Here is a 21,474-nt window from a genome sequence, read left to right as displayed (position 1 = left end):
TGGGTGCTTGTGAGTTGACCAAGCAAGCCAAGTGTAGCAGAGCATGGATGCGGCTAAATGAATAAATTTCAACAAATGACGTTGTTTTTTTGCATAGGCATTTTACCGGTGCAATTGTTAATCGCCTTACCACCAATATACATTTTAATTTTAGCCTTTTTTGTTGCATTAGGGGTATATAAGTGGGCCAAATGGTTGAGTTTTTTATTGTTTGGTTTTGTTATGGCTACTGGGTACGCTGCTTGGATAAACAATAATGGTTTGCCAAGAGACTTAGAGTCTAAAGAAGTACTGATAAGTGGCCAAGTCATTGGCCTGCCAATACAAACCGATCGCTCAACTGGCTTTTTGTTTAAGGTGGATAAGGTGCTAAGCCCTGCTAATATCGTTGCCTCCCCAACAAAAATTAGACTCAATTGGTATAACCTAGATAAACAAGTGCGCTCTGCTGAAAGGTGGCAGTTATTAGTAAAGCTAAAAAGACCGCATGGGTTGATAAATCCACATGGGTTTGATTTTGAAAAATGGCTATTTCAGCAACAAATAGGAGCAACCGGTTATGTTCGAAAAAGCACTAACAATCAACGGATGGGTGAAGCTTCTCGTTGGGCTATTGGTTACTGGCGAGAATCGTTAAAAAAATATTTAGAGGAGGCGCTTAATGAGCAACAACAGGCCGGTATTATCAATGCCTTAGTGTTGGGCGATAGGCAATCTATTACGCCTGGTGAGTGGCGCGTTTTTCGGCAAACTGGGACTTCCCATTTGATAGCTATCTCGGGTTTGCATATTGGTTTGGCAAGTGCTTTATTTTTTGGCGTTGTTCGCTGGTTTGTACTTAGACTGCCAACTCTACGTGGGAGCGCGACTCGCTGTGCGATTATTGTAAGCATAGCAGCAGCAACTGGGTATGCAGCGTTGGCGGGGTTCTCTATTCCAACGCAAAGAGCTCTCATTATGTTGGTGGTGATAATGGGAGGTGTTTTTTGGCAACGACATTACAATCCTTTCCATGTGATTTCAATGGCTTTGCTGGCGGTGTTAATTTACGACCCTTTGGCGCCTATGTCGGTTGGTTTTTGGTTGTCGTTTTGCGCGGTTTTTATCATTCTGCATGCTGTGGTAGGGCGTATGGAAAAAGTTGGTTTTATAAAACAGTTATTGTATGCCCAGTGGTGGGTATCGATTGGTTTGATGCCATTGGTGCTGTATTTTTTTCATGAAGTTTCATTGGTTGCGCCGTTGGCTAATATTGTTGCCATACCGTTTGTAAGTTTTGCTATTGTTCCAATGTTAATTATTGCGTTGTTAATCGCATTGATAGCCCCATCTGCAGGTGCTTATGCCTTAAAGTTTTCAGCGTTGTTAATAGATGTTTTATGGCAGTTTTTAGAGGCTCTCGCTTCAGTAGACTATTCAACCTTAATGATGCCGGAGGTATCCATTTTTGCCTGTATTACCGCAATGGTGGGTGTTGTGTTTTTATTGATGCCTAAAGGTTTTATTCCTAAGCCTTTAGTATGTGTTCTTTTTTTGCCGGTGTTGTTTCCAATACATGAGAAAAGTTTAGCTTATGGCGAGTTTAAGCTGGTTTTACTGGATGTGGGTCAGGGTTTATCGGCGGTTGTTCATAGCGCAGATAATACCTTGGTATTTGACACAGGCGCTAAATATAGCGAAAAGAGCGATTTGGCATCTCGAGTTCTTGTTCCATATTTGAATTCGGTTAGAACAAAACAAATAAAACAATTAATTATTAGCCATGGGGATAATGATCACGCAGGTGGCGCGCAAACCGTTTTAAATACCTTTGATGTTAATCGCCTTTATACCAGTGTTCCTGAACTATTTAAGGGGTATAACCCTTTGCATTGTGAAAATACTATCAGTTGGCATTTGAATGGTGTTTTATTTGAATTTATAAACCCTTCTGCGGATAACTTATTTGAAGGGAATAATGCATCTTGCGTGTTAAAGGTCAGTTCAGTAAATGGCAGCGTTTTATTAACTGGCGATATCGAAAAAAGCGCGGAATATTCATTGTTGCAATATAAAGGGCATCAATTGAAAGCAGATGTAATGATTGCCCCTCATCATGGTAGTACTACATCTTCTAGTGAAAAATTTATAAAGGCTGTTGATCCTGATGTTGTTTTGTTTCCAGTTGGTTATAAAAACCGGTTTGGGTTTCCAAAGCAGGAGGTTATCGAGCGATATGAAAAACAAGGTAGTCGTCGATTAGATACGGCTCGTCATGGTGCAATTATAGTACGTTTCTACAATCATCAAGGTCCTCGAATAGAAAGTGTTAGAGAGCAAACGGCTAAGTTTTGGAATTGGAGACATTAAAAAATTTTAACGGGTTGTAAAGGTGAATAGAGTTTAAAAATACAGTAATATGACAGCGTAATTAAATTATTGAAAATTGAGGGTGCTGTGCTAGAAATTTTGATGTCAGGTGGTTGGTTAATGGTTCCAATTATTGCGTGTTCAATTGTTTCATTGGCGATAATTGGTGAACGTTTCTGGTCATTAAATAGTGAGAAAATACTCCCGCGTGAACTGGTTTCTTCTGTATGGTCTTTACATAAGGCTAACCAGTTGGATAACAGCAAAGTGAGAAGCCTCTCGAATAGCTCACCCCTTGGTCGTGTCTTAGCGGCGGGCATTATTAATCAATCTCATGGCCGCGAAATTATGCGTGAAAGCATAGAAGAAGTAGGGCGCCAAGTAGCACACGAGCTTGAAAGGTATTTAAACTCTCTTGGTACAATTGCGTCAATTACACCCTTATTAGGCCTATTAGGCACCGTTATCGGGATGATTAATGTTTTTGCTGCTATTACAGCAAATGGTGTGGGGGACCCTACTGTATTGGCGGGGGGTATTTCTCAAGCATTAATCACAACGGCTTCGGGGATGTCTGTGGCGATTCCTTCATTAATGTTTTATCGCTATTTTAGGGGTAAGGTTGATGAGTTGGTGATAAAAATGGAAAGTGAGGCGCTTAAGTTGGTTGAAATGATGCACGGGGAACGTGAGTAAACCAGATGAATTTTAAGCGTAAAAACAGAGAAGGTTTTGATCTTAATTTAACCCCTCTAATAGATGTCGTTTTTTTATTATTGATCTTCTTCATGGTCACAACAACGTTTGATCGTGAAACACAGTTAAAAATTGAATTACCGCAAGCCTCTGGTGAGCAAAAGCAAGCGACTAAAACCTTAGAGGTCAGTATTGATTCAAAAAGTCGTTTTTTTATTAACGACAAAGAGCTCGTCAACTCAGGCTTGGAGACTATCAAGAAAGCATTAAAGCAGGCTGCGGGAGATCAAAAGAACCCACCTTTGTTAATTAGTGCAGATGGTCAAGCGACACATCAATCGGTGATTACGGTATTAGATGCCGCTGGTCAGTTAGGTTTTGTAAATATTACTTTTGCGGCGAACCAGCCTGTGCCAAAGCAATAACGTAGTTTAACGTTTTATGAGTCATAAAATAAGTCGGTTTATTGATAGTATGTGGTATGGGCAACGCCCTGTTGCCCTATTGTTCGTTCCATTATCATGGTTGTTTGGGGTCATTGTTAAGCTACGTGCTTGGCTCTATAAAAAAGGCTGGTTAAGGTCAACTTGTTTAAATGTGCCGGTTATTGTGGTCGGTAATATTACCGTCGGTGGAACTGGTAAAACGCCTATCGTGATTTGGGTAGCCGAACTGTTAAAGTCTGCTGGCTATAAGCCGGGCGTTATTAGTCGTGGTTATGGTGGTATCGCATCTAGTTGGCCCCAGCAAGTACGAGAGGACAGCGACTCAAGAGTGGTCGGTGATGAGGCAAAAATATTAGCAAGACGAACGCAATGCCCGGTGGCGGTAGGGCCTAGCCGAGCGGATAGCGCACAAGCGTTAATAGACCACCATCACTGCGATATTATTATCTCAGATGATGGGCTTCAGCATTATGCATTGCAACGAGATATTGAAATTGCCGTAGTTGATGGGGAGCGTCGCTATGGTAATCGTTATTTACTGCCCGCTGGGCCATTGCGTGAACCTGTCGAGCGATTAGAATCAGTTGATTTTATTGTCTGTAATGGGCTTGCAAATAAGCATGAATACCCATTGAGGGTAGATGGCAGTGGGGCGGTAATGCTAGTGGATGAGTCTGAACGACTTGATTTGCAGAGCTTTAGAGCAGCAGAATGTCACGCGATAGCGGGTTTAGGTAACCCCTCTCGATTCTTTTCACATTTAAAGAAATTTAACCTTTCTTTTGAACCACATATTTTTCCAGATCACTATAAGTACACCGAAAAAGATATAAACTTTAATGATGAAAAGCAGGTGCTGATGACCGAAAAAGATGCTGTGAAATGTACGCATATGGCGACTAGAAAACACTGGTATGTGCCAATCAAAGCGCAAATGACACAGAATTTTGGCTTAACGTTATTATCATTGATAAAAGAGAAAATAAATGGATAAGAAACTACTGGAAATATTGGCGTGCCCCTCTTGTAAGTCGAGTTTGGTGTACGTACAAGAGGAACAAGAATTAGTGTGTATACCGTGCCGGCTTGCTTATACGGTCCGCGATGATATTCCGATTATGTTGATTAATGAGGCGAGGGAGCTGAGCGCTGATGAGGCAGACGCGCTGAGGTCATGAAATGGTGAATACCTTTAAAGTTGTAATTCCTGCCCGTTATGGTTCATCTCGGCTGCCCGGCAAACCACTATTAAAGATAGCTGGAAAAGAGATGATCTTACATGTTTGCGAGAAGGCCTCCTTAGCGGGAGCGCAAGAAGTTGTCGTGGCAACGGATGATGAGCGTATTGTCGACTGTGTTAAACAAGCCGGCTTTAATGCGGTGATGACATCTGCAAAACATACCAGTGGCACAGAACGTTTAGCCGAAGTCGCGAATACACTGCAATGGAAGGATGACACGGTAGTGGTAAATTGCCAAGGTGATGAACCGCTAATCCCACCAGAATTAATCAAGCGAGCTGCAATAGCGTTAATGGAGCAAGAGGTGGCTCAAGTAGCTAGTTTATGCGCCCCTATCTTTGAATTGGCAGAAGTTTTTAACCCGAATGCGGTAAAAGTGGTTCGTGATGCAAAGGGGTATGCACTGTATTTTAGCCGAGCCCCTATTCCCTGGGATCGTGATGCATTTCCTGTTAAAGCAGGCAGTGGCCAAGGTGAGCATTTTAGACACATCGGTATTTATAGTTATACCGCCGGCTTTTTGAGGCGTTATATTACATGGCCTGTATGTGCACTTGAACAAATTGAATCGCTTGAACAGCTGAGGATTTTGTACCAAGGCGAGAGAATTATCGTGCCTGCGGTAGAGAAAGTGCCTGAAGCTGGAGTGGATACACAGGCTGATTTAGATAGAATTAATGCCTTATTGAGCGTGTAATAACAACGCATAATATTATACGTGGAGCTGTTTCTAGCTCTTGAGTGCCTAAAAAGGTTCAAATTTATAAGCCGTATACGCATGTTGTCGTGTAGTTCCAGATCAATCGCAAAACCGTGCTGATGTGTAACTCATTTGCTGGTTGAGAAGTAAACTGTCGTGAATTTTGGTCGATGACCATCTCAGTGCTAATATAAAGCGAATGGCATGCTTATTAGAATGATTGAATTTGTAACTAGTTAGCAATGTGTTTTCGCTATTTGTATAAATTTAAACGATTAATTAGTTTTCAAGGTGATATGGAAGCAATAAAAGTACTCTTTATTTGCATGGGTAATATTTGCAGGTCCCCGACTGCTCATGGTGTTTTTCGAGAAATGGTCAAGGCAAAAGGGTTTCAGCATTCAATTCATGTGGACTCGGCTGGGACGCATGCTTATCACATCGGTAAAAGTCCTGATCCAAGGTCAGTACAAGCGGCGCATGAACGTGGCATTGATTTGCACGATTTAAAAGCACGACAGTTAGATGATTATGATTTTGAAGAGTTTGATTATTTGCTGGTGGCAGACAAAGATAACTACTATTTAACTTTAGAATCGTGCCCGAAAGAGCACCGGCATAAGATTAAATTTATATTGGACTTTGCAACACGCACATCGCTTAAGGAAGTGCCTGACCCATATTATGGTCAAGGAAATGGTTTTGAGCGAGTATTAGATTTGATTGAGGATGCTTGTGAAGGTTTGATGCTGGAATTGGAAGAAAAGCTGACGCGTTAACCTTGATTTAAGAGCATTTGTAAGACGAACTTACTGCCAAAATAAGCTAACATCAAAGCAAAGTAACCACCATAGGTCCACTTAACTGCCTTTTGTCCACGCCAGCCAAAAAAATATCGGCCACCTAATAATGCGGCAAATAAAACCCAAGCAATAATTGATAGGAAGGTTTTATGAACTAAATGTTGGGCAAAAATATCATCAAGAAAAATAAAGCCACTTGCAAGAGCAAAGGTTAACAAAAGCATACCTAAAAAGATGGTTCTAAACAGTAGGCTTTCCATCAGTTGCATAGGCGGCAAACAATTGATTAATCGACTTGGGTGACGGTTATGCAATTGTTTTTCTTGAAGCGAAAGCAGAATGGATTGAAACGCGGCAACAGTTAATAAGCTGTACGATAAAACGGATAAAATGATGTGCGCTTGTAAACCACCATCTAGGTTGCTAGTTGGTAAGGGTGGTGATGCATTATTAAAGTTTAGTAAAACAGCGAGCGCAGAAAAAGGAAAAATAATAATCGATAGAGTCTCTATAGATTGATTTGCTGCTGAGATAATAAATAATAAACCGATCACCAAAAAAACCAATGAAAGCATGCTAAATAAATCGTTGGCAATAATTTGGTTGACGCTATAGCTATGGGCAACCAGTGATGTATGTATAACAATGGCTAAAATAGCAGAGATTAAGACCCATTGACGTTGGCTCTTAAACGTAGGCTCTGTGCTATTTAGATTAACAACAATAAGACAGGCGCCAATAATGTATAAAAGGGCGCTAACAACGGTTAAGGTATTAAAAATCGTAAGGGAAAAAAGCATAAACGATAGTGTGTCATAAAGCACCGTTTGGTAGAAGTACTGATGTTCAAAATTATCTCTTTATCTGACTTTTAAGCTATAAAATCAACTGCACAGGACGTAAAGACGTGCGAAAATACCACTAATACATTTTTAAGGTAATAATCATGTTTGATAACTTAACAGACCGTCTTAATGCCACCTTTAAAAATATCCGGGGGCAAGGGCGTTTAACAGAAGACAATATTCAAGACACAATGCGCGAGGTCAGAATGGCCTTGTTGGAAGCAGATGTCGCTCTTCCAGTCGTTAAAGCCTTTACTTATACAGTTAAGCAAAAAGCGTTAGGTCAAGAGGTGATGCAAAGTCTGTCACCTGGTCAAGCGTTGCTCAAAATTGTTAATGACGAATTAGTTAAAACGATGGGCGATGGCAATGAGTCATTAAACCTGTCGGCTACTCCACCGGTCGTCATTTTGATGGCTGGTTTGCAAGGGTCAGGTAAAACCACAACGGTTGCTAAATTGTCTCGTCTGTTAATGGAGCGCCACAAAAAATCAGTAATGGTAGCTAGTGCTGATGTGTATCGCCCTGCTGCAATTGATCAGCTACAAACATTAGCGACAGAAGTAGGGGCGGGTTTTTACCCAAGTTCAGCCGACCAAAAACCAGTTGATATTGTCAATAACGCAATTGCACAAGCAAAAAAGGAATTTAGCGATGTGTTGATTGTTGATACGGCGGGTCGTTTACATGTGGATGATGAAATGATGAATGAAATTCGTCAGGTTCATATGGCTGCTAATCCTGCTGAAACACTTTTTGTTGTCGATAGTATGACCGGGCAAGATGCCGCAAATACGGCAAAGGCATTTAATGATGTGTTGCCGTTGACGGGGGTCGTGTTAACTAAAACAGATGGTGATGCAAGAGGCGGTGCTGCCTTATCTATTCGTCAAATAACAGGTAAGCCGATTAAGTTTTTAGGAGTTGGTGAAAAAATAGATGCTTTAGAGCCTTTCCACCCTGATCGAGTGGCTTCACGCTTGTTAGGTATGGGCGATGCGTTAAGTTTAGTTGAAGAGATTGAACGCAAAGTTGATAAAAACAAGGCTGAGAAGTTAGCAAAAAAAATTCAAAAAGGTAAAGGGTTTGATTTAGACGATTATAAAGATCAATTAAGTCAAATGATGGAAATGGGTGGTATGAGTGCAATGATGGATAAAATTCCTGGTATGTCGAATGTTCCCCAAAATGTGAAAAGCCAAGTCAATGATAAAGAGTTTACAAGACAAATTGCATTAATTAACTCTATGACCAAAAAGGAAAAAATATTTCCAACTTTGATTAATGGTTCAAGAAGAAAGCGAATTGCGGCAGGTGCAGGCTTACAAGTTCAAGATGTTAATAAACTTATGAAACAGTACAAGCAGGCACAAAAAATGATGAAAAAAATGTCAAAAGGCGGCATGGCTAAAATGATGCGTGGATTGAAAGGCCAGATGGGGCAAGGGCAAGGTTTCCCTTTCCAATAACTGCAAAGGCATCGAATTTTAGTAATTATTAGGTGGAATAATGAAAAAAACTTCACCAAATTAAATAATTCGCGTAAAATTAACGAGTTAACCTAATTAAGATTTATAAAACAGAATTTAAGGAAAATAAATGGTAAAGATACGTCTTTCAAGAACTGGCGCGAAAAAACGTCCTTTCTATCACGTTGTTGTTGCAGATAGTCGCAGAAGTCGCGATGGTCGATACATCGAAAGAGTGGGTTATTACAACCCAAGAGCTACTGGTGGCGAAGTTCGTTTAACTCTCGATACTGATCGTGTAGACCATTGGGTTGCTCAAGGCGCCCAAACAAGCGAGCGTGTTGCAAAGCTTGTAAAAGAGGCTGCTGAAACTGCCGCTTAAAGGTGACACAAGTAACAAAAACAGAACAAATACAGAAAGAAAATAGCTGGCTAAAACTAGGGAGTATCTCTGGTGTGTTTGGCGTTAAAGGCTGGTTAAAGGTCTACGCAAACACAGATAAAAAAGAAAATATACTATCTTACCAACCTTGGTATATAGAGCGAAACAAGGTTCGTAAGCAAGTTAAAATAAAAGCAGGTAAGCCACACGGAAAAACAATCATCGTCCAATTAGAGGATGTTGATGATAGAAATGAGGCTGAATTGTGGGTTGGTTCTGATATTTATATTAAGCCAGATCAGTTGCCAACCTTAGAGAAAGGTGAGTATTACTGGTCTGACTTGATTGGTTTGAAAGTTGTCTCAACAAAAGGAGATGATTTTGGAATGATTGATCATTTGCTTGAAACCGGAGCGAATGACGTTATTGTTGTTAAGGGAGATAAAGAGCGGTTAATCCCTTATGTTACAGGCCAGGTAGTAAGGTCTGTTGATTTGGAAGCGCAACAGATGGTTGTTGATTGGGAGTTAGACTTTTAACGTCCATGCGTTTTGATGTTATAACGTTATTTCCTGAGTTGTTTGAACAAGCGGCATCTATGGGTGTTGTTGGTAAAGCGATAGACGCTGGCAAGGTGCAGTTAAAAACGTGGAATCCTAGGGATTTTACGAAAGATGTACACCGAACGGTAGATGATCGCCCTTTTGGGGGAGGTCCTGGCATGGTGATGAAGGTCGAACCGTTGAAAAAAGCAATACAAACAGCGGTAAGACAGATTGATAAGCCATCAAAGGTGATTTATTTAAGTCCTCAGGGGCGAAAACTAGATCAACAAGGTGTTGAATATTTGGCTGAATTCTCACATCTAGTGTTGTTGGCGGGTCGGTATGAAGGTGTTGATGAAAGGCTGCTAGAAGATTATATCGATGAAGAATGGTCGATTGGTGATTTTGTACTGAGTGGTGGTGAGTTACCTGCATTGGTATTGATAGATGCAGTGTCTAGGAGCTTACCAACGGTGTTAGGGCACGAATGTTCGGCTGTTGAAGACTCGTTTGTTGAGGGGTTGTTAGATCACCCTCACTATACGCGACCAGATGAGTTTGAAGGAAAGTCAGTACCAAGTGTGTTGTTAAGTGGGCACCATGAAAAAATTGCTCAATGGCGAGAAAAACAGCGGTTAGGAAAAACGTGGCAAAAACGACCTGACTTATTAGACAAAATTGTCTTAAATAAGCACCAACAGTCGTTACTTGACGAGTTTATAAAAGAATCAAATAATCAAAGAGTTAAAACTAAGGAATAAAAAATGAGTAATATAATTGCACAAATTGAAGCAGAACAAATGACTAATGAATTGCCTGCATTTAGTTCAGGTGATACGGTCGTTGTGAAGGTTAAAGTTAAAGAAGGCACCACAGAGCGTATTCAGGCGTTTGAAGGGATTGTGATTGCAAAACGTAATCGTGGCGTAAATTCAGCATTTACAGTTCGTAAAATCTCACACGGCGAAGGTGTTGAGCGTGTTTTTCAAACATATAGTAAATTGATTGCTGGTGTTGAAGTGAAAAGACGTGGTTCAGTTAGACGTGCGAAACTTTATTATCTTCGTGAGTTACGTGGTAAAGCGGCTCGTATTAAAGAAAAGCTATAGCATTATATTTAAAGTAACTAAGTTGCTTTAATGACGATTAGTTAATCGTTAGCAGACACATAAAAAAAGGCCGATGTACTGGCCTTTTTTTATGCATGTGGTTTATGTGAATTAGCTGAGTTTTTATTGATATGATATGTTTTTTAATAGCTGAAAGGCCTGCTGCTTGAGTGATAAAGAATATATTGTTTCATTTCTTGATAACATATGGGTTGAATATGGCCTAAGTGATAATACTTTAGCGGCGTATAAAACTGATTTAACATCTTTTTCTAGTTGGTTACTTAAACAGCGTAAGAGCTTCTTGACAATAGAGTCATCGGATATATCTTCGTACCTAGCCGATCGATTAGCCCAGGGGGTCTCGGCTCGCTCTTCAGCGCGTTTTTTATCTAGTTTAAAACGTTTCTATTCTTACTTAATACGTGAGGCTGTGATAACCGAAGACCCCACTGCGATAATTGATGCGCCAAAGCTTGCTAGAAGTTTGCCATCAACCTTATCTGAAGCAGATGTAGAGGGCCTGTTAAACGCACCAGATACTTCTACGGCGCTGGGGTATAGAGATCGGGCAATGCTTGAATTACTGTATGCAAGTGGTTTGAGGGTTACTGAGTTAGTGGGCTTGACGCTATCAGAAATAAATTTTAGACAGGGGCTAGTTAGAGTAACTGGTAAAGGCAATAAGGAACGTTTAGTCCCAGTCGGTGAAGAAGCGTTGGATTGGTTGCAAACGTTTATTGTGCGATGGCGTTTAGATATTTTAGGTGACAAAAAAGCGGACGTTGTGTTCCCAACTAATCGTGGCGGAGGGATGACGCGTCAGGCTTTTTGGTACATCATCAAACGTTATGCGGCGAAAGCAGATATTCATAAAGATATTTCACCACATACGTTGCGTCATGCTTTCGCTACACATTTGTTAAATCATGGAGCAGATTTGCGAGTTGTTCAGTTATTGCTTGGTCACAGTGACTTGTCAACAACACAAATTTATACCCATATTGCTAAAGAACGTTTAAAAGATATCCACGAACGGTTTCACCCTAGAGGTTAAAAAGTTAACGCCGCTGGTATGCTTTTTATCTTTAAACGTGTTTAATACCATCACAGATGAATAAAGAAGGTGTTGTAGATGAATAAGGTTTTGCTTGGTTGGTTTTTATTAGCGTGTTGTAGTGCACCGGTTTTGGCAGATGAGGCTTCTGTTGTGACAGGCTTATCTAAAGTGATACCAAATATTACGGATAACCATGTTTCTAAAACACCTATAGAGGGTCTGTATCAGGTATTGATAGGGGCTAGGGTTGTTTATGCATCTGAGGATGGACGGTATATTCTTCAAGGTGAAATGGTTGATTTAGTCAGTCGTGAAAATATGACAGATTCTGCGTTAAAAACTGCTCGTCAATCAGAGATGGCAAAGATAGATGAAAAAAAGATGATTGTTTTTCCGGCTAAAAATGAAAAACATGTTATTACCATTTTTTCAGATATTGACTGTGGTTATTGCCGAAAACTACATGCCGAAATCAACGATTATACGGATGCTGGAATGACCGTACGCTATATGTTTTTCCCACGTTCGGGTCCAAATACAGAGTCTTACCATAAAGCGGTGTCGGTCTGGTGTGCAAAGGATAGAAATAAAGCGTTAACAGATGCAAAATTAAACAACAAAGTGGTTGATAAAACGTGTGAAAACCCAGTTGATGAGCACATGAGAATCGCGCAAGTTTTCGGTGTTACTGGTACACCGGCTATCATTGCTGATGATGGCACCATGGTGCCAGGCTTTGTTCCGGCTAACGATTTGATTCAGCACTTAGGCTGGTAATTAATTCGTTAAAGACTTTAACTGATACAAGGCCTCTAGCGCTTCTTTGGGGCTTAAATCATCGGGTGACAGCTGTTCAATAAAATCAGTAGTGGCTTGGTTATTAGCCGTGTTGAAAATATCAAATTGCGTATGCGTTTGTGTGGGCTTTTCAAAGTTGCTTTGCTGGTTTTCAAGGCTTGCCAGTTTTAGGCGAGCATTGCTGATAACTGTTTTAGGCACGCCTGCTAAAGCGGCAACTTGTAGTCCGTAGCTTTGATTGGCTGCACCGTCTTTAACGGCATGTAAAAAGACAATGTGGTCGCCGTGCTCAATAGCATCTAAGTGAACATTTTTGGCTGTGGGGGCTGACTCGGGCAGAGATGTCATTTCAAAATAATGCGTGGCAAATAAGGTGAACGGTTGAGTTTTATTAGCCAGATAATCAGCACATGCCCAAGCCAGTGAAAGGCCATCAAAAGTACTGGTTCCTCGGCCAATTTCATCCATCAAAACTAAGCTTTTGTCACTGGCGTTATGCAAGATATTAGCTGTTTCCGACATCTCTACCATAAAGGTTGAGCGCCCACTGGCAAGGTCGTCAGTTGCTCCAATACGCGTAAAAATTTGATCAATAGGGCCAAAATGGGCCTCTGATGCCGGAATGTAACACCCAATGTGTGCCATCAGTGTTAATAAGGCTATTTGCCTCATATAAGTTGATTTTCCGCCCATATTTGGCCCTGTAATAATGAGCATTTTTTGGCTAGAATTTAGTTCAATATCATTAGCAATAAACGGCGTGTCGATAACGCTTTCTACAATAGGGTGCCGGCCTTGTTTGATTGATATGCCAGCAGTATTACTTAAAGAAGGTTGATTAAAATTTAAAGTGGCAGCACGTTCTGCGAAATTTGTCAGTAAGTCTATCTCAGCAAGCGCTTCAGCACATGATTGTAATGCGCTAAGTTGTGGGGCCATACTTAAAAGTAGGGCGTTATATAGCTCTTTTTCATAAGATAAAGCTTGTTCTTTTGCATGCAATACTTTGTCTTCAAATGTTTTTAGTTCAGGCGTAATATAGCGCTCAACATTTTTTAGGGTTTGCTTTCGAATGAAGTAATCAGGTACCTTGTTGGCTTGAGAACGAGGCACTTCAATATAGTAGCCATGCACACGGTTATAGTTAAGCTTTAGCGTACTAATTTGACTAAATTCACGTTCCTTTAGTTCGATCTCTAGTAAAAACTGATCAGCATTCGCACTGATGTTTTTAAGTTCGTCGAGTTTCTCGTCATAACCATTGGCAATCACACCGCCATCACGTATTAAGACTGGGGGGTTGTCAACAATCGCCTTATCTAAGAGCTCGGCTAATGTTTGGTGGTTGCCAGTCTGATCAAGTAAGGTTTTTAGGCGTGGTGCATCGAGGTTAGCTAAGGTGTTTTGGATAGCAGGAACTGCCTTTAGTGTGTCACGTAAAACCACAAGGTCACGAGGTCTAGCCGTTAATAATGCGATTCGGCTTGTGATTCGTTCAATATCACCGGTTTGTTTAAGGCTTGCTTGTAGCTGGTCAATTATTGTTTGGGTTTGTAATTGTTCAACGGCTAAATAGCGGTGCTTTATGGTGCTCTGATCACGTAATGGTAAATGAATCCAACGCCGTAAAAGACGAGTTCCCATTGTGGTTTTGCAACGGTTAAGTAAACCAAATAAGGTGAAATGCATATTACCGCTTGGGTGATAGTCTAACTCAAGGTGCTGACGCGTTGCTGCATCGAGGGTAATGAAATCTGTTTGTTGAATGACCTTAATGGATTGTAAATGCGGTAGCGATGATTGATGCGTATCTTTTAGGTACTGTAGTAATGCACCGGCTGCACTTAGAGCAAGTGTCATCGCATGGCAGCCAAAGCCTTTTAGGTCCTGAGTGCCAAACTGTTTATTTAACAGTCGAGTAGCTGTTTGCTGATCGAAGTGCCAATCAGCCATTAAATTTAGGCCTTTATGCGTTGCTAACAGTGTTGATAAAGAGCTGTCTTCACTTATTAATATTTCAGCTGGATTAATTCGCGCTAATTCGGTTTTTAGCGATGCTTCATGATCTATTTCTTGTAATAAAAAACGCCCACTAGCTAGGTCAAGTGTTGCTAAACCGTATTGTTTTTTTTGTTCGAAAACGGCGCAAAGCAAACTATCGCAATGAGAGTCGAGTAGTGAGTCTTCGGTTAAGGTGCCTGGGGTAATAACGCGAACAACCTTGCGTTCAACAGGTCCTTTAGACGTGGCTGGGTCACCAATTTGCTCGCAAATTGCAACGCATTCACTGGCTTTTAATAGTTTAGCGATGTAACCATCGGCAGCATGATGCGGGATGCCAGCCATAGGAACAGGCTTGTTTTCAATTTGCCCACGACTGGTTAATGTGATGCCCAGTATATTAGACGCCTTGATGGCATCATCAAGAAACAGTTCATAGAAATCCCCCATACGGTAAAATAAAAGAGTATTGGGGTGATCCTCTTTGATGCGCAAATATTGTTGCATCATCGGAGTGATGGCTTTTTTTGTAGGGGTACTTTTAGGCATCGTGATAGTGTAACAACCTTGCAGGTATTCGGTAAATTGTAATAAAAAAATTAGGTAGTGGTGAATGACAGATTCGATATTAAACGAAGCAGGCTTATTAGCGGAAAAATTGGCTGGCTTGCTCATTGAAAAGAATAAAACACTGGCTGTTGCAGAATCCTGCACAGGTGGCTGGCTTTCAAAAATACTGACAGACTTAGCAGGTAGTAGCGAATGGTTTCTAGGCGGGGTGGTGAGCTATAGCAATGATTCAAAGCAGCGGTTAATCCATGTGAATAAAAAAAACCTTGATCAATATGGTGCGGTTAGTCAGGAGGTAGCTGAACAGATGGCTGAAGGTGTGATTGAGGCGTTTAACTCATCCATATCAGTATCTATTACTGGGGTTGCTGGGCCATCAGGCGGCACACTAGAAAAACCCGTTGGTTTGGTCTGGTTTGGGCTTAAAGCATCGCCTTATCAGACATATTCAATAAAGAAAAATTTTGAAGGAACTCGAGATCAAGTCCGGCAACAAGCCTTGCTAACGGCATTAACATTATTGGTTGATCATCTAAGTCAATAAGCCACCATAAAATAGTGATTTCATTATGTGCTCATCTTAAGGATGTGTGATAATTCAAGATTATTGACGATAACTAGCTTTTACAGGATGTGGAAGCCTTTAAGGGGATAAAAAATGGATGAAAATAAGAAAAAGGCGCTGAGTGCGGCATTACTTCAAATCGAGAAACAATTCGGTAAAGGGTCAGTCATGCGAATGGGCGATGGTTCAACCATTCCTGATATTGGAACCTATTCAACTGGGTCAATTGCATTGGATGTTGCCTTAGGTGTTGGTGGCTTGCCACGTGGGCGTATTGTTGAAATTTACGGTCCTGAATCCTCTGGTAAAACAACGTTAACTTTAGAAACCATTGCTCAATGTCAAAAAGCAGGTGGTACAGCGGCCTTTGTTGATGCAGAGCATGCTCTAGATCCTATTTATGCCGATAAAATTGGTGTGAATATGGATGAATTGCTCGTTTCGCAACCTGATACGGGTGAACAGGCCTTAGAAATTGTAGATATGTTAGTACGTTCTGGCGCTGTTGATATGGTTGTTGTTGACTCAGTAGCGGCTTTAACACCAAAAGCTGAAATCGAAGGGGATATGGGAGATCACCATGTTGGCCTGCAAGCCCGCTTAATGTCTCAAGCGCTTAGAAAGTTAACAGGTAATATCAAACGCTCAAATACCTTGGTAGTATTTATTAACCAAATTCGAATGAAAATTGGCGTAATGTTTGGCAACCCAGAGACCACAACAGGCGGTAACGCCTTGAAGTTTTATTCATCAGTTCGTTTAGATATTCGTCGTATCGGTGCGATTAAGAAAGGTGATGAAATATTAGGTAATGATACACGTGTAAAGGTTGTAAAAAATAAGGTAGCGCCACCATTTAAACAGGCATTATTTGAAATTTTGTATGGTGAAGGAATTTCACGTGAGGGCGAACTGGTTGACTTAGGTGTGAGCTTAGACCTTGTTGAAAAAGCAGGCTCTTGGTACAGCTATGGCGGTGCTAAAATTGGCCAAGGTAAGGACAATGCCAAAAGTTTCTTTAAGGAAAACCCTGATAAATCAGCCGAACTAGAGGCAAACATTAGGGATGCTTTGTTACCTAAAAAAGAGCAGAAAGAAAAATTAATTGATGAAGGTGAGTAAGCCTGAGTGAAGATAAGAAAAGAGAGCTATCAAAGCTAAGAGCGAGCTGCCTTGCTATGCTGGCTAGGCGTGAACATAGTCAGCTAGAACTTATTCAAAAACTCACAGGAAAAGGTTTTGCTGAAGATGATATTGAGCGCTTATTAGAAGAGTTTATTGAATTAAATTGGCAAAGTGATCAACGGTTTGCAGAGAGTTATAGTCGTTCAAGGGTTTATAAAGGTTTTGGGCCAACTCGAATAGAATACGAATTAAAGCAAAAAGGCGTTGAAGTCAATATTGACACCGTGTTTGATGAACCACCTGATTGGCAAGCATTATTAAGCGAATTACATACTAAGAAATACGGGCATCAACCGCCAAAAGATATGAAAGAACGGGCAAAACGTACACGCTTCTTTCAACATAAAGGGTATACCAACGAGATGATTCGGCAATTGTTTAATCAATTGTCTTAATGCAGGTTTTAAACGAGATGAAAAATTTAAGCAGTGCTGAAATTAGATCAGCCTTTTTGACATATTTTGAAAAACGCGGACATCAGATTGTTCCGTCTAGCTCGTTGGTGCCTGGAAACGACCCAACGCTATTGTTTACTAATGCGGGTATGGTGCAGTTTAAAAACGTTTTCCTTGGAGAAGAAAAGCGTTCATACACGATGGCGACCTCTTCGCAGCGTTGTGTTAGAGCGGGTGGTAAGCATAACGACCTTGAAAATGTTGGTTACACGGCGCGTCATCACACCTTTTTTGAAATGCTGGGCAATTTTAGTTTTGGTGAATACTTTAAACGTGATGCTATTAAATATGCATGGGATTTCCTTGTTGAGGAGCTTGGTATTCCTGCTGAAAAACTATGGGTGACCGTTTTTGATGAAGACACAGAAGCTGCTGATATTTGGCTAAATGAAGTCGGCGTCGATGCGGACCGTTTGTCAAGAATTGGTGCAAAAGACAACTTCTGGTCAATGGGCGAGACGGGTCCGTGTGGCCCATGTTCTGAAATATTTTATGATCATGGTGAGCAGGTTGCCGGAGGCCCCCCCGGCACACCAGAAGAAGATGGTGATCGTTACGTCGAAATATGGAATTTAGTTTTCATGCAGTACGATCGTAATGATAAAGGCGAGTTAACACCATTACCAAAGCCCTCTGTTGATACAGGTATGGGTTTGGAGCGTGTGGCAGCTGTTTTGCAAGGCGTCCACAATAATTATGATATTGAGCTGTTTAAATCTCTCATTAAAAATGCAGCAATATTAACGGGCACAAAAGATACAAGTCATACTTCTTTACGTGTTTTAGTTGACCATATTCGCTCATGTGCATTTCTTATCGTAGATGGTGTGCAACCTTCTAATGAAGGTCGCGGTTATGTGTTAAGGCGTATTATTCGCCGAGCCATTCGACACGGCTATAAATTGGATATGAAAGAGGTCTTCTTTCATAAGCTCGTGCAACCCTTAGTGGAGCAAATGGGCTCAGCGTATCCTGAATTAACTGAAAAAGCGGATATGGTGAGTAATATCTTGCTAAAAGAAGAGCAACGTTTTGCTGAAACGTTAGAGCAAGGAATGAAGCTTTTGCAAGATGGTACGCAATCATTAAAAGATAAACTGATTACCGGTGAAACGGCTTTTAAACTCTATGATACCTATGGTTTTCCCGTTGATTTAACCGCTGATTATGCAAGAGAGAATGGCTTAACTGTAGACTTCGATGGTTTTGAAAAGGCCATGGACGCTCAACGTGAACGTGCAAGGTCAGCCAGTTCATTTTCTGCAGATGGCCCCGATTTGCCGCATTTAACACAAGCAACTGAGTTTATTGGCTATGAGTCGCTGCAAGCAGAATCCAAACTGGAAGCTATTTATAAAAATGGTGAACAAAGCTCGACAATTTGTGAGGGCGAAAGCGGTTATTTAGTGTTAGATAAAACGCCTTTTTATGCAGAGTCAGGCGGTCAAGCTGGCGATCATGGACAGATTACTACACCAACGGCAATATTTGATGTGGTAGATGTTCAAAAAAAGGCAGATGCCTATTTCCATATTGGTCAAGTCAGCAAGGGTGAGTTTAAAAGCGAGCAGGTTGTACGCGCTGTAGTCGATAAGAATAATCGACAAGCAACGGCCTCTAATCACTCGGCGACACACCTTTTACACGCAGCTCTTCGTAAAGTACTGGGTGAACACGTTACACAAAAAGGCTCGCTGGTTGAAGCAAGCAGGCTACGTTTTGATTTTAGCCACTTCGAGCCCATTACAGCTGCTCAGCTTCAAGAAATTGAGCGTTTAGTTAATGCACAGATTCGCTTTAATGAAGAGGTGCAAACACAAGTCACCGATCAAGAAACGGCCATCGCTAACGGTGCTATGGCACTGTTTGGTGAAAAGTATGGCGATAAAGTCCGGGTCTTGAAAATGGGTGAGTTTTCCACAGAGTTATGTGGTGGTACGCATGTCAATCGGGTAGGTGATATTGGCTTAATTAAAATACTCTCTGAAACAGGGATTGCATCGGGCGTACGTCGTATAGAAGCTATCGCTGGAGAAGGCGCGTTATCATGGGTAGAGCAGAGTGATGAGCTACTGCAAAAAATTGCCAAAGTGGTTAAAGGTAATCGTGAATCTGCATTAGAGAAGGTTGTTCAAATTCAAGATAAAAATAAAGCACTTGAAAAAGAACTAGAACAATTAAAAGGTCAATTAGCAACAGCAGCCAGTGGTGATTTGCAAAACCAAGCAGTACAAATTGATGGGCTTAATGTGTTGGCTGCCAATATTGAGGGTGCAGACAATAAAACGTTACGTGATTTAGTAGACCAATTAAAAGACAAATTAGGCAATGCAGCGGTTGTTCTATCAACAACACAGGGTGAAAAAATCACGTTAATAGCGGGTGTTTCTAAAAATCAAACTGACCGTATAAAGGCGGGTGAGTTGGTTAATTCCGTCGCTTTACAGGTAGGTGGTAAAGGTGGTGGCAGAGCGGATATGGCACAGGCGGGCGGTAATGATCTTGCTGCGTTAGAGGGTGCTTTAAAATCAGTACCAACTTGGGTTGAGAAAAAATTAACGGATGCTAGTTAATAAGTATTAGGGTCTAACTTAGCAACGTTCAGACGATAAATTACGCAAGATATGATGAAGCAACGATGAGTTTACATGTACATAAATATGGTGGCACTTCCGTAGGCACTGCTGAAAAAATAAAAGGTGTTGCCAAAAAGTTAGTCCAAGAAAAAAAATCGACACAGCATGATTTAGTTGTTGTGGTGTCAGCGATGAGTGGTGAAACAAACCGTATGACGGAGCTTGCAAAGCAAATGCAGCGCAGCCCCTCTGCGAAACAAATGGATGTATTACTATCTACAGGAGAACAAGTGACCATAGCCTTATTGTGTATGGCGCTTGAAGAACTGGGTCAAGAAGCAACGTCTTATACGGGTGGGCAAGTCAAAATAGTGACTGATGACGCCCATGGGAAAGCTCGTATAGAGGAAATCCAAACAACGAACATTCAAGCAGATTTAGATAACAATAGAATTGTTGTCGTAGCAGGCTTTCAAGGTGTAACGACTAGTGGGGCAATAACGACCTTAGGGAGAGGGGGCTCAGATACAACAGCTGTGGCCTTAGCTGCTGCGCTAAAGGCTGATGAGTGTAGAATTTATACTGATGTAGATGGTGTTTATACCACCGACCCAAGGGTTGAACCAAAAGCAAGAAGATTGGACAGAATTACTTTCGAAGAAATGCTTGAAATGGCCAGCTTGGGTTCTAAAATTTTGCAAATTCGTTCTGTAGAGTTTGCGGGTAAATACAATGTTCCATTACGTGTTTTATCGACCTTTGTTGAGGGGGAAGGCACGCTAATTACTTATGAGGACGATGAAATGGAAAAAGCATTAATTTCTGGGATTGCGTTTAATCGTGATGAGGCAAAAGTAACCTTGGCTGGCGTGCCAGATATGCCTGGCGTTGCTTCAGCAATTCTAAAACCGATTTCAGATGCTAATATTGAAATTGATATGATTGTGCAAAATATTGCGGAAGATAAAACCACAGATTTTACCTTTACAGTCCACAGAAATGATTATGAAAAAACGATGCAGATATTACAAAATATTTGCGCTGAGCTAGGGGCTAAAAATGTTGACGGCGATAATAAAATAGTTAAAGTATCGATCGTGGGCGTTGGTATGCGTTCGCACGCAGGCATTGCCAGTCAAATGTTTACAGCGTTAGCAGACGAAGGGATTAATATTCGAATGATATCAACCTCAGAAATTAAAATTTCAGTTGTGGTCGATGAAAAATACTTAGAATTAGCGGTTCGTACGTTGCATGAATCTTTTGGTCTGTCAGGTGAATAATCATCACTTGAGAGCTGTTTGAGTTTAATTAGCTATGGTAGAATACGCCAAATAATAATAAATATATAAATTGGTTGGCAACGCTTCAAAGAAGAAGCAATAAGGAGCTAATATGCTTATATTAACGCGTAAAGTTGGTGAGTCCCTTGTGATTGGAGATGATGTCTCTATCATCGTTTTAGGGGTAAAAGGAAACCAAGTAAGAATTGGAGTTGACGCACCTAAAAGCGTTACTGTTCATCGTGAAGAGATTTATAATAAAATTCAAGATGAAAAAGGTACAGACGGTAACAAATAGTCAGTAATAAATTCCGGAGAGATGGCCGAGCGGCTGAAGGCGCTCCCCTGCTAAGGGAGTATGGGTTTTATAGCCCATCGAGGGTTCGAATCCCTCTC

22 protein-coding genes are annotated in these 21,474 nt (G+C 41.0%); 20 read left to right on the top strand and 2 right to left on the bottom strand.

Features of this window, described 5'->3' with window-relative positions:
- Positions 1-57: 57 nt before the first annotated feature.
- The 7 genes from KUG63_RS11425 to KUG63_RS11395 all read left to right on the top strand — a co-directional run bounded on the left by KUG63_RS11425 (position 58) and on the right by KUG63_RS11395 (position 6,211).
- Complete coding sequence (locus KUG63_RS11425; protein WP_287555403.1) at positions 58-2,349, top strand: DNA internalization-related competence protein ComEC/Rec2; 2,292 nt, start codon at positions 58-60, stop codon at positions 2,347-2,349.
- 87 nt (positions 2,350-2,436) lie between these two features.
- Complete coding sequence (locus KUG63_RS11420; RefSeq protein WP_026362587.1) at positions 2,437-3,045, top strand: MotA/TolQ/ExbB proton channel family protein; 609 nt, start codon at positions 2,437-2,439, stop codon at positions 3,043-3,045.
- A 5-nt stretch (positions 3,046-3,050) separates the two neighbouring features.
- On the top strand, positions 3,051-3,470 hold the full coding sequence (locus KUG63_RS11415; protein ID WP_015005654.1) for an ExbD/TolR family protein: 420 nt from the start codon (positions 3,051-3,053) through the stop codon (positions 3,468-3,470).
- Positions 3,471-3,486: 16 nt separating this feature from the next.
- Positions 3,487-4,485, top strand: a complete 999-nt coding sequence (lpxK, locus tag KUG63_RS11410) for a tetraacyldisaccharide 4'-kinase (RefSeq protein WP_277642431.1) — start codon at positions 3,487-3,489, stop codon at positions 4,483-4,485.
- Positions 4,478-4,669 (top strand): Trm112 family protein, encoded by a 192-nt coding sequence (locus KUG63_RS11405; RefSeq protein WP_015005656.1) that lies wholly within the window; start codon positions 4,478-4,480, stop codon positions 4,667-4,669. The genes lpxK and KUG63_RS11405 overlap by 8 nt, the downstream gene beginning before the upstream one ends.
- Before the next feature lies 1 nt (position 4,670).
- On the top strand, positions 4,671-5,429 hold the full coding sequence (kdsB, locus tag KUG63_RS11400) for a 3-deoxy-manno-octulosonate cytidylyltransferase (protein ID WP_015005657.1): 759 nt from the start codon (positions 4,671-4,673) through the stop codon (positions 5,427-5,429).
- 299 nt (positions 5,430-5,728) lie between these two features.
- Positions 5,729-6,211 (top strand): low molecular weight protein-tyrosine-phosphatase, encoded by a 483-nt coding sequence (locus KUG63_RS11395; RefSeq protein ID WP_035850431.1) that lies wholly within the window; start codon positions 5,729-5,731, stop codon positions 6,209-6,211.
- On the opposite strand, the gene KUG63_RS11390 is transcribed toward KUG63_RS11395, so the two are convergent.
- The gene (locus KUG63_RS11390) at positions 6,208-7,035 is read right to left on the bottom strand and encodes an inner membrane protein YpjD (RefSeq protein WP_015005659.1); all 828 of its coding nucleotides are present in this window, start codon (positions 7,033-7,035) and stop codon (positions 6,208-6,210) included. The genes KUG63_RS11395 and KUG63_RS11390 overlap by 4 nt on opposite strands.
- A gap of 146 nt (positions 7,036-7,181) precedes the next feature.
- On the opposite strand from KUG63_RS11390, the gene ffh reads away from it, so the two are divergent.
- The 7 genes from ffh (at position 7,182) to KUG63_RS11355 (ending at position 12,422) form a co-directional block, all read left to right on the top strand.
- Positions 7,182-8,549, top strand: a complete 1,368-nt coding sequence (ffh, locus tag KUG63_RS11385) for a signal recognition particle protein (RefSeq protein ID WP_020932755.1) — start codon at positions 7,182-7,184, stop codon at positions 8,547-8,549.
- 130 nt (positions 8,550-8,679) lie between these two features.
- A complete protein-coding gene (gene rpsP, locus KUG63_RS11380; protein ID WP_015005661.1) occupies positions 8,680-8,931 on the top strand; it encodes a 30S ribosomal protein S16 in 252 nt (83 codons plus the stop codon).
- A gap of 2 nt (positions 8,932-8,933) precedes the next feature.
- A complete protein-coding gene (gene rimM / locus KUG63_RS11375) occupies positions 8,934-9,470 on the top strand; it encodes a ribosome maturation factor RimM (RefSeq protein ID WP_073023900.1) in 537 nt (178 codons plus the stop codon).
- 5 nt (positions 9,471-9,475) lie between these two features.
- Positions 9,476-10,237 carry a tRNA (guanosine(37)-N1)-methyltransferase TrmD gene (gene trmD / locus KUG63_RS11370; protein ID WP_016389535.1) on the top strand — a complete coding sequence of 254 codons (762 nt, stop codon included), beginning with the start codon at positions 9,476-9,478 and terminating at the stop codon, positions 10,235-10,237.
- Positions 10,238-10,240: 3 nt separating this feature from the next.
- On the top strand, positions 10,241-10,585 hold the full coding sequence (gene rplS, locus KUG63_RS11365) for a 50S ribosomal protein L19 (protein ID WP_015005664.1): 345 nt from the start codon (positions 10,241-10,243) through the stop codon (positions 10,583-10,585).
- Positions 10,586-10,751: 166 nt separating this feature from the next.
- The gene (xerD, locus tag KUG63_RS11360; protein WP_277642433.1) at positions 10,752-11,642 is read left to right on the top strand and encodes a site-specific tyrosine recombinase XerD; all 891 of its coding nucleotides are present in this window, start codon (positions 10,752-10,754) and stop codon (positions 11,640-11,642) included.
- A 78-nt stretch (positions 11,643-11,720) separates the two neighbouring features.
- Positions 11,721-12,422, top strand: a complete 702-nt coding sequence (locus KUG63_RS11355) for a DsbC family protein (RefSeq protein WP_073023904.1) — start codon at positions 11,721-11,723, stop codon at positions 12,420-12,422.
- Here KUG63_RS11355 and mutS read toward each other — a convergent pair whose 3' ends face one another.
- Positions 12,423-14,993 carry a DNA mismatch repair protein MutS gene (gene mutS, locus KUG63_RS11350; RefSeq protein ID WP_016389531.1) on the bottom strand — a complete coding sequence of 857 codons (2,571 nt, stop codon included), beginning with the start codon at positions 14,991-14,993 and terminating at the stop codon, positions 12,423-12,425.
- Positions 14,994-15,057: 64 nt separating this feature from the next.
- On the opposite strand from mutS, the gene KUG63_RS11345 reads away from it, so the two are divergent.
- The 6 genes from KUG63_RS11345 (at position 15,058) to csrA (ending at position 21,376) form a co-directional block, all read left to right on the top strand.
- Complete coding sequence (locus tag KUG63_RS11345; protein ID WP_287555399.1) at positions 15,058-15,558, top strand: CinA family protein; 501 nt, start codon at positions 15,058-15,060, stop codon at positions 15,556-15,558.
- A gap of 114 nt (positions 15,559-15,672) precedes the next feature.
- Complete coding sequence (recA, locus tag KUG63_RS11340) at positions 15,673-16,701, top strand: recombinase RecA (protein WP_015005669.1); 1,029 nt, start codon at positions 15,673-15,675, stop codon at positions 16,699-16,701.
- A gap of 2 nt (positions 16,702-16,703) precedes the next feature.
- On the top strand, positions 16,704-17,159 hold the full coding sequence (locus KUG63_RS11335; protein ID WP_374699893.1) for a regulatory protein RecX: 456 nt from the start codon (positions 16,704-16,706) through the stop codon (positions 17,157-17,159).
- 17 nt (positions 17,160-17,176) lie between these two features.
- Positions 17,177-19,792, top strand: a complete 2,616-nt coding sequence (gene alaS / locus KUG63_RS11330) for an alanine--tRNA ligase (protein WP_073023971.1) — start codon at positions 17,177-17,179, stop codon at positions 19,790-19,792.
- Positions 19,793-19,857: 65 nt separating this feature from the next.
- Positions 19,858-21,078: an aspartate kinase gene (locus KUG63_RS11325; RefSeq protein ID WP_073023910.1), complete on the top strand. Its 1,221-nt coding sequence runs from the start codon at positions 19,858-19,860 to the stop codon at positions 21,076-21,078.
- 112 nt (positions 21,079-21,190) lie between these two features.
- Positions 21,191-21,376: a carbon storage regulator CsrA gene (gene csrA, locus KUG63_RS11320; RefSeq protein WP_015005673.1), complete on the top strand. Its 186-nt coding sequence runs from the start codon at positions 21,191-21,193 to the stop codon at positions 21,374-21,376.
- The last annotated feature ends 98 nt before the right edge of the window (positions 21,377-21,474 follow it).

Source organism: Cycloclasticus sp. (assembly GCF_019090545.1).
Lineage (GTDB): Bacteria > Pseudomonadota > Gammaproteobacteria > Methylococcales > Cycloclasticaceae > Cycloclasticus > Cycloclasticus pugetii.
The sequence above is the reverse complement of the archived record's forward strand: the minus strand, read 5'-3'. Positions and strand labels throughout refer to the sequence as shown.

Excerpts from the sequence above, each read along its gene's own strand:
- KUG63_RS11425 (WP_287555403.1), top strand. The coding sequence starts at position 58 with ATGAATAAATTTCAACAAATGACGTTGTTTTTTTGCATAGGCATTTTA.
- KUG63_RS11415 (WP_015005654.1), top strand. The coding sequence starts at position 3,051 with ATGAATTTTAAGCGTAAAAACAGAGAAGGTTTTGATCTTAATTTAACC.
- lpxK (WP_277642431.1), top strand. The coding sequence starts at position 3,487 with ATGAGTCATAAAATAAGTCGGTTTATTGATAGTATGTGGTATGGGCAA.
- KUG63_RS11405 (WP_015005656.1), top strand. The coding sequence starts at position 4,478 with ATGGATAAGAAACTACTGGAAATATTGGCGTGCCCCTCTTGTAAGTCG.
- kdsB (WP_015005657.1), top strand. The coding sequence starts at position 4,671 with ATGGTGAATACCTTTAAAGTTGTAATTCCTGCCCGTTATGGTTCATCT.
- KUG63_RS11395 (WP_035850431.1), top strand. The coding sequence starts at position 5,729 with ATGGAAGCAATAAAAGTACTCTTTATTTGCATGGGTAATATTTGCAGG.
- KUG63_RS11390 (WP_015005659.1), bottom strand. The coding sequence starts at position 7,035 with ATGCTTTTTTCCCTTACGATTTTTAATACCTTAACCGTTGTTAGCGCC.
- ffh (WP_020932755.1), top strand. The coding sequence starts at position 7,182 with ATGTTTGATAACTTAACAGACCGTCTTAATGCCACCTTTAAAAATATC.
- rpsP (WP_015005661.1), top strand. The coding sequence starts at position 8,680 with ATGGTAAAGATACGTCTTTCAAGAACTGGCGCGAAAAAACGTCCTTTC.
- trmD (WP_016389535.1), top strand. The coding sequence starts at position 9,476 with ATGCGTTTTGATGTTATAACGTTATTTCCTGAGTTGTTTGAACAAGCG.
- rplS (WP_015005664.1), top strand. The coding sequence starts at position 10,241 with ATGAGTAATATAATTGCACAAATTGAAGCAGAACAAATGACTAATGAA.
- KUG63_RS11355 (WP_073023904.1), top strand. The coding sequence starts at position 11,721 with ATGAATAAGGTTTTGCTTGGTTGGTTTTTATTAGCGTGTTGTAGTGCA.
- mutS (WP_016389531.1), bottom strand. The coding sequence starts at position 14,993 with ATGCCTAAAAGTACCCCTACAAAAAAAGCCATCACTCCGATGATGCAA.
- KUG63_RS11345 (WP_287555399.1), top strand. The coding sequence starts at position 15,058 with ATGACAGATTCGATATTAAACGAAGCAGGCTTATTAGCGGAAAAATTG.
- recA (WP_015005669.1), top strand. The coding sequence starts at position 15,673 with ATGGATGAAAATAAGAAAAAGGCGCTGAGTGCGGCATTACTTCAAATC.
- alaS (WP_073023971.1), top strand. The coding sequence starts at position 17,177 with ATGAAAAATTTAAGCAGTGCTGAAATTAGATCAGCCTTTTTGACATAT.
- KUG63_RS11325 (WP_073023910.1), top strand. The coding sequence starts at position 19,858 with ATGAGTTTACATGTACATAAATATGGTGGCACTTCCGTAGGCACTGCT.
- csrA (WP_015005673.1), top strand. The coding sequence starts at position 21,191 with ATGCTTATATTAACGCGTAAAGTTGGTGAGTCCCTTGTGATTGGAGAT.